Origin of the sequence: Photobacterium piscicola (assembly GCF_900166965.1) — a bacterium.
GTDB lineage: Bacteria > Pseudomonadota > Gammaproteobacteria > Enterobacterales > Vibrionaceae > Photobacterium > Photobacterium piscicola.
Map to the genome: position 1 here is coordinate 1 of NZ_FUZI01000021.1, position 5,513 is coordinate 5,513.

Annotated in this window: 9 protein-coding genes and 1 pseudogene; all 10 read right to left on the reverse strand. The window is 44.8% G+C overall.

The features are described from left to right. A partial coding sequence (locus CZ809_RS21615) for an internal scaffolding protein (protein ID WP_201035706.1) occupies positions 1-331 on the reverse strand: 331 nt, incomplete at its 3' end. Between the two features lie 44 nt (positions 332-375). Beyond that, positions 376-1,452, reverse strand: a pseudogene (locus tag CZ809_RS21620) (replication endonuclease); the annotation flags it as partial. A 36-nt stretch (positions 1,453-1,488) separates the two neighbouring features. Next, positions 1,489-2,475: a Minor spike protein gene (locus tag CZ809_RS21625; protein WP_000466547.1), complete on the reverse strand. Its 987-nt coding sequence runs from the start codon at positions 2,473-2,475 to the stop codon at positions 1,489-1,491. An 8-nt stretch (positions 2,476-2,483) separates the two neighbouring features. Then, entirely contained in the window at positions 2,484-3,011 is a 528-nt protein-coding gene (locus tag CZ809_RS21630) for a hypothetical protein (protein ID WP_000487867.1), read from the reverse strand. A 110-nt stretch (positions 3,012-3,121) separates the two neighbouring features. After that, positions 3,122-4,405 carry a major capsid protein gene (locus tag CZ809_RS21635; RefSeq protein ID WP_000065572.1) on the reverse strand — a complete coding sequence of 428 codons (1,284 nt, stop codon included), beginning with the start codon at positions 4,403-4,405 and terminating at the stop codon, positions 3,122-3,124. A gap of 36 nt (positions 4,406-4,441) precedes the next feature. Beyond that, positions 4,442-4,558: a phage DNA packaging protein J gene (locus CZ809_RS21640; RefSeq protein ID WP_000033471.1), complete on the reverse strand. Its 117-nt coding sequence runs from the start codon at positions 4,556-4,558 to the stop codon at positions 4,442-4,444. After that, positions 4,558-5,016 (reverse strand): scaffolding protein D, encoded by a 459-nt coding sequence (locus CZ809_RS21645; RefSeq protein WP_000084700.1) that lies wholly within the window; start codon positions 5,014-5,016, stop codon positions 4,558-4,560. Before CZ809_RS21645 ends, CZ809_RS21640 begins: the two co-directional genes overlap by 1 nt. After that, positions 5,013-5,252 carry a phage DNA packaging protein C gene (locus tag CZ809_RS21650; RefSeq protein ID WP_016670801.1) on the reverse strand — a complete coding sequence of 80 codons (240 nt, stop codon included), beginning with the start codon at positions 5,250-5,252 and terminating at the stop codon, positions 5,013-5,015. Before CZ809_RS21650 ends, CZ809_RS21645 begins: the two co-directional genes overlap by 4 nt. Continuing rightward, a complete protein-coding gene (locus tag CZ809_RS21655) occupies positions 5,185-5,355 on the reverse strand; it encodes a bacteriophage K family protein (RefSeq protein ID WP_002253904.1) in 171 nt (56 codons plus the stop codon). The genes CZ809_RS21650 and CZ809_RS21655 overlap by 68 nt, the downstream gene beginning before the upstream one ends. Continuing rightward, a partial coding sequence (locus CZ809_RS21660) for a hypothetical protein (protein WP_503121336.1) occupies positions 5,355-5,513 on the reverse strand: 159 nt, incomplete at its 5' end. The genes CZ809_RS21660 and CZ809_RS21655, both read right to left, overlap by 1 nt.

The window sequence follows — 5,513 nt, forward strand, 5'->3', positions numbered from 1 at the left end:
CATGGAAGCGATAAAACTCTGCAGGTTGGATACGCCAATCATTTTTATCGAAGCGCGCATAAATTTGAGCAGATTTGTCGTCACAGGTTGCGCCGCCAAAACGTCGGCTACAGTAACTTTTCCCAGCCTCAATCTCATCTCTCTTTTTGCGTTCTGCTTCAATATCTGGTTGAACGGCGTCGCGTCGTAACCCAGCTTGGTAAGTTGGATTAAGCACTCCGTGGACAGATTTGTCATTGTGAGCATTTTCATCCCGAAGTTGCGGCTCATTCTGATTCTGAACAGCTTCTTGGGAAGTAGCGACAGCTTGGTTTTTAGTGAGTTGTTCCATTCTTTAGCTCCTAGACCTTTAGCAGCAAGGTCCATATCTGACTTTTTGTTAACGTATTTAGCCACATAGAAACCAACAGCCATATAACTGGTAGCTTTAAGCGGCTCACCTTTAGCATCAACAGGCCACAACCAACCAGAACGTGAAAAAGCGTCCTGCGTGTAGCGAACTGCGATGGGCATACTGTAACCATAAGGCCACGTATTTTGCAAGCTATTTAACTGGCGGCGATTGCGTACCCGACGACCAAAATTAGGGTCAACGCTACCTGTAGGAAGTGTCCGCATAAAGTGCACCGCATGGAAATGAAGACGGCCATTAGCTGTACCATACTCAGGCACACAAAAATACTGATAGCAGTCGGCGTGTGAATCATTAGCCTTGCGACCCTCGGCAGCAAGAACCATACGACCAATATCACGAAAATAGTCACGCAAAGCATTGGGATTATCATAAAACGCCTCTAATCGGTCGTCAGCCAACGTGAGAGTGTCAAAAACGATAAACCAACCATCAGCATGAGCCTGTCGCATTGCATTCATCAAACGCTGAATAGCAAAGCCTCTACGCGATTTCATAGTGGAGGCCTCCAGCAATCTTGAACACTCATCCTTAATACCTTTCTTTTTGGGGTAATTATACTCATCGCGAATATCCTTAAGAGGGCGTTCAGCAGCCAGCTTGCGGCAAAACTGCGTAACCGTCTTCTCGTTCTCTAAAAACCATTTTTCGTCCCCTTCGGGGCGGTGGTCTATAGTGTTATTAATATCAAGTTGGGGGAGCACATTGTAGCATTGTGCCAATTCATCCATTAACTTCTCAGTAACAGATACAAACTCATCACGAACGTCAGAAGCAGCCTTATGGCCGTCAACATACATATCACCATTATCGAACTCAACGCCCTGCATACGAAAAGACAGAATCTCTTCCAAGAGCTTGATGCGGTTATCCATCTGCTTATGGAAGCCAAGCATTGGGGATTGAGAAAGAGTAGAAATGCCACAAGCCTCAATAGCAGGTTTAAGAGCCTCGATACGCTCAAAGTCAAAATAATCAGCGTGACATTCAGAAGGGTAATAAGAACGAACCATAAAAAAGCCTCCAAGATTTGGAGGCATGAAAACATACAATTGGGAGGGTGTCAATCCTGACGGTTATTTCCTAGACAAATTAGAGCCAATACCATCAGCTTTACCGTCTTTCCAGAAATTGTTCCAAGTATCGGCAACAGCTTTATCAATACCATGAAAAATATCAACCACACCAGAAGCAGCATCAGTGACGACATTAGAAATATCCTTTGCAGTAGCGCCAATATGAGAAGAGCCATACCGCTGATTCTGCGTTTGCTGATGAACTAAGTCAACCTCAGCACTAACCTTGCGAGTCATTTCTTTGATTTGGTCATTGGTAAAATACTGACCAGCCGTTTGAGCTTGAGTAAGCATTTGGCGCATAATCTCGGAAACCTGCTGTTGCTTGGAAAGATTGGTGTTTTCCATAATAGACGCAACGCGAGCAGTAGACTCCTTCTGTTGATAAGCAAGCATCTCATTTTGTGCATATACCTGGTCTTTCGTATTCTGGCGTGAAGTCGCCGACTGAATGCCAGCAATCTCTTTTTGAGTCTCATTTTGCATCTCGGCAATCTCTTTCTGATTGTCCAGTTGCATTTTAGTAAGCTCTTTTTGATTCTCAAATCCGGCGTCAACCATACCAGCAGAGGAAGCATCAGCACCAGCACGCTCCCAAGCATTAAGCTCAGGAAATGCAGCAGCAAGATAATCACGAGTATCCTTTCCTTTATCAGCGGCAGACTTGCCACCAAGTCCAACCAAATCAAGCAACTTATCAGAAACGGCAGAAGTGCCAGCCTGCAACGTACCTTCAAGAAGTCCTTTACCAGCTTTAGCCATAGCACCAGAAACAAAACTAGGGACGGCCTCATCAGGGTTAGGAACATTAGAGCCTTGAATGGCAGATTTAATACCAGCATCACCCATGCCTACAGTATTGTTATCGGTAGCAAGCACATCACCTTGAATGCCACCGGAGGCGGCTTTTTGACCGCCTCCAAACAATTTAGACATGGCGCCACCAGCAAGAGCAGAAGCAATACCGCCAGCAATAGCACCAAACATAAATCACCTCACTTAAGTGGCTGGAGACAAATAATCTCTTTAATAACCTGATTCAGCGAAACCAATCCGCGGCATTTAGTAGCGGTAAAGTTAGACCAAACCATGAAACCAACATAAACATTATTGCCCGGCGTACGGGGAAGGACGTCAATAGTCACACAGTCCTTGACGGTATAATAACCACCATCATGGCGACCATCCAAAGGATAAACATCATAGGCAGTCGGGAGGGTAGTCGGAACCGAAGAAGACTCAAAGCGAACCAAACAGGCAAAAAATTTAGGGTCGGCATCAAAAGCAATATCAGCACCAACAGAAACAACCTGATTAGCGGCGTTGACAGATGTATCCATCTGAATGCAATGAAGAAAACCACCATTACCAGCATTAACCGTCAAACTATCAAAATATAACGTTGACGATGTAGCTTTAGGTGTCTGTAAAACAGGTGCCGAAGAAGCTGGAGTAACAGAAGTGAGAACCAGCTTATCAGAAAAAAAGTTTGAATTATGGCGAGAAATAAAAGTCTGAAACATGATTAAACTCCTAAGCAGAAAACCTACCGCGCTTCGCTTGGTCAACCCCTCAGCGGCAAAAATTAAAATTTTTACCGCTTCGGCGTTATAACCTCACACTCAATCTTTTATCACGAAGTCATGATTGAATCGCGAGTGGTCGGCAGATTGCGATAAACGGTCACATTAAATTTAACCTGACTATTCCACTGCAACAACTGAACGGACTGGAAACACTGGTCATAATCATGGTGGCGAATAAGTACGCGTTCTTGCAAATCACCAGAAGGCGGTTCCTGAATGAATGGGAAGCCTTCAAGAAGGTGATAAGCAGGAGAAACATACGAAGGCGCATAACGATACCACTGACCCTCAGCAATCTTAAACTTCTTAGACGAATCACCAGAACGGAAAACATCCTTCATAGAAATTTCACGCGGCGGCAAGTTGCCATACAAAACAGGGTCGCCAGCAATATCGGTATAAGTCAAAGCACCTTTAGCGTTAAGGTACTGAATCTCTTTAGTCGCAGTAGGCGGAAAACGAACAAGCGCAAGAGTAAACATAGTGCCATGCTCAGGAACAAAGAAACGCGGCACAGAATGTTTATAGGTCTGTTGAACACGACCAGAAAACTGGCCTAACGACGTTTGGTCAGTTCCATCAACATCATAGCCAGATGCCCAGAGATTAGAGCGCATGACAAGTAAAGGACGGTTGTCAGCGTCATAAGAGGTTTTACCTCCAAATGAAGAAATAACATCATGGTAACGCTGCATGAAGTAATCACGTTCTTGGTCAGTATGCAAATTAGCATAAGCAGCTTGCAGACCCATAATGTCAATAGATGTGGTAGAAGTCGTCATTTGGCGAGAAAGCTCAGTCTCAGGAGGAAGCGGAGCAGTCCAAATGTTTTTGAGATGGCAGCAACGGAAACCATAACGAGCATCATCTTGATTAAGCTCATTAGGGTTAGCCTCGGTACGGTCAGGCATCCACGGCGCTTTAAAATAGTTGTTATAGATATTCAAATAACCCTGAAACAAATGCTTAGGGATTTTATTGGTATCAGGGTTAATCGTGCCAAGAAAAGCGGCATGGTCAATATAACCAGTAGTGTTAACAGTCGGGAGAGGAGTGGCATTAACACCATCCTTCATGAACTTAATCCACTGTTCACCATAAACGTGACGATGAGGGACATAAAAAGTAAAAATGTCTACAGTAGAGTCAATAGCAAGGCCACGACGCAATGGAGAAAGACGGAGAGCGCCAACGGCGTCCATCTCGAAGGAGTCGCCAGCGATAACCGGAGTAGTTGAAATGGTAATAAGACGACCAATCTGACCAGCAAGGAAGCCAAGATGGGAAAGGTCATGCGGCATACGCTCGGCGCCAGTTTGAATATTAGACATAATTTATCCTCAAGTAAGGGGCCGAAGCCCCTGCAATTAAAATTGTTGACCACCTACATACCAAAGACGAGCGCCTTTACGCTTGCCTTTAGTACCTCGCAACGGCTGCGGACGACCAGGGCGAGCGCCAGAACGTTTTTTACCTTTAGACATTACATCACTCCTTCTGCACGTAATTTTTGACGCACGTTTTCTTCTGCGTCAGTAAGAACGTCAGTGTTTCCTGCGCGTACACGCAAGGTAAACGCGAACAATTCAGCGGCTTTAACCGGACGCTCGACGCCATTAATAATGTTTTCCGTAAATTCAGCGCCTTCCATGATGAGACAGGCCGTTTGAATGTTGACGGGATGAACATAATAAGCAATGACGGCAGCAATAAACTCAACAGGAGCAGGAAAGCGAGGGTATCCTACAAAGTCCAGCGTACCATAAACGCAAGCCTCAACGCAGCGACGAGCACGAGAGCGGTCAGTAGCAATCCAAACTTTGTTACTCGTCAGAAAATCGAAATCATCTTCGGTTAAATCCAAAACGGCAGAAGCCTGAATGAGCTTAATAGAGGCCAAAGCGGTCTGGAAACGTACGGATTGTTCAGTAACTTGACTCATGATTTCTTACCTATTAGTGGTTGAACAGCATCGGACTCAGATAGTAATCCACGCTCTTTTAAAATGTCAACAAGAGAATCTCTACCATGAACAAAATGTGACTCATATCTAAACCAGTCCTTGACGAACGTGCCAAGCATATTAAGCCACTTCTCCTCATCCAACGCGTCAGTTTTTGACAGAATCGTTAGTTGATGGCGAAAGGTCGCAAAGTAAGAGCTTCTCGAGCTGCGCAAGGATAGGTCGAATTTTCTCATTTTCCGCCAGCAGTCCACTTCGATTTAATTCGTAAACAAGCAGTAGTAATTCCTGCTTTATCAAGATAATTTTTCGACTCATCAGAAATATCCGAAAGTGTTAACTTCTGCGTCATGGAAGCGATAAAACTCTGCAGGTTGGATACGCCAATCATTTTTATCGAAGCGCGCATAAATTTGAGCAGATTTGTCGTCACAGGTTGCGCCGCCAAAACGTCGGCTACAGTAACTTTTCCCAGC

Coding starts and splice junctions, on each gene's coding strand:
- CZ809_RS21625 (WP_000466547.1), bottom strand. CDS start 2,475: ATGTTTGGTGCTATTGCTGGCGGTATTGCTTCTGCTCTTGCTGGTGGC.
- CZ809_RS21630 (WP_000487867.1), bottom strand. CDS start 3,011: ATGTTTCAGACTTTTATTTCTCGCCATAATTCAAACTTTTTTTCTGAT.
- CZ809_RS21635 (WP_000065572.1), bottom strand. CDS start 4,405: ATGTCTAATATTCAAACTGGCGCCGAGCGTATGCCGCATGACCTTTCC.
- CZ809_RS21640 (WP_000033471.1), bottom strand. CDS start 4,558: ATGTCTAAAGGTAAAAAACGTTCTGGCGCTCGCCCTGGTCGTCCGCAG.
- CZ809_RS21645 (WP_000084700.1), bottom strand. CDS start 5,016: ATGAGTCAAGTTACTGAACAATCCGTACGTTTCCAGACCGCTTTGGCC.
- CZ809_RS21655 (WP_002253904.1), bottom strand. CDS start 5,355: ATGAGTCGAAAAATTATCTTGATAAAGCAGGAATTACTACTGCTTGTT.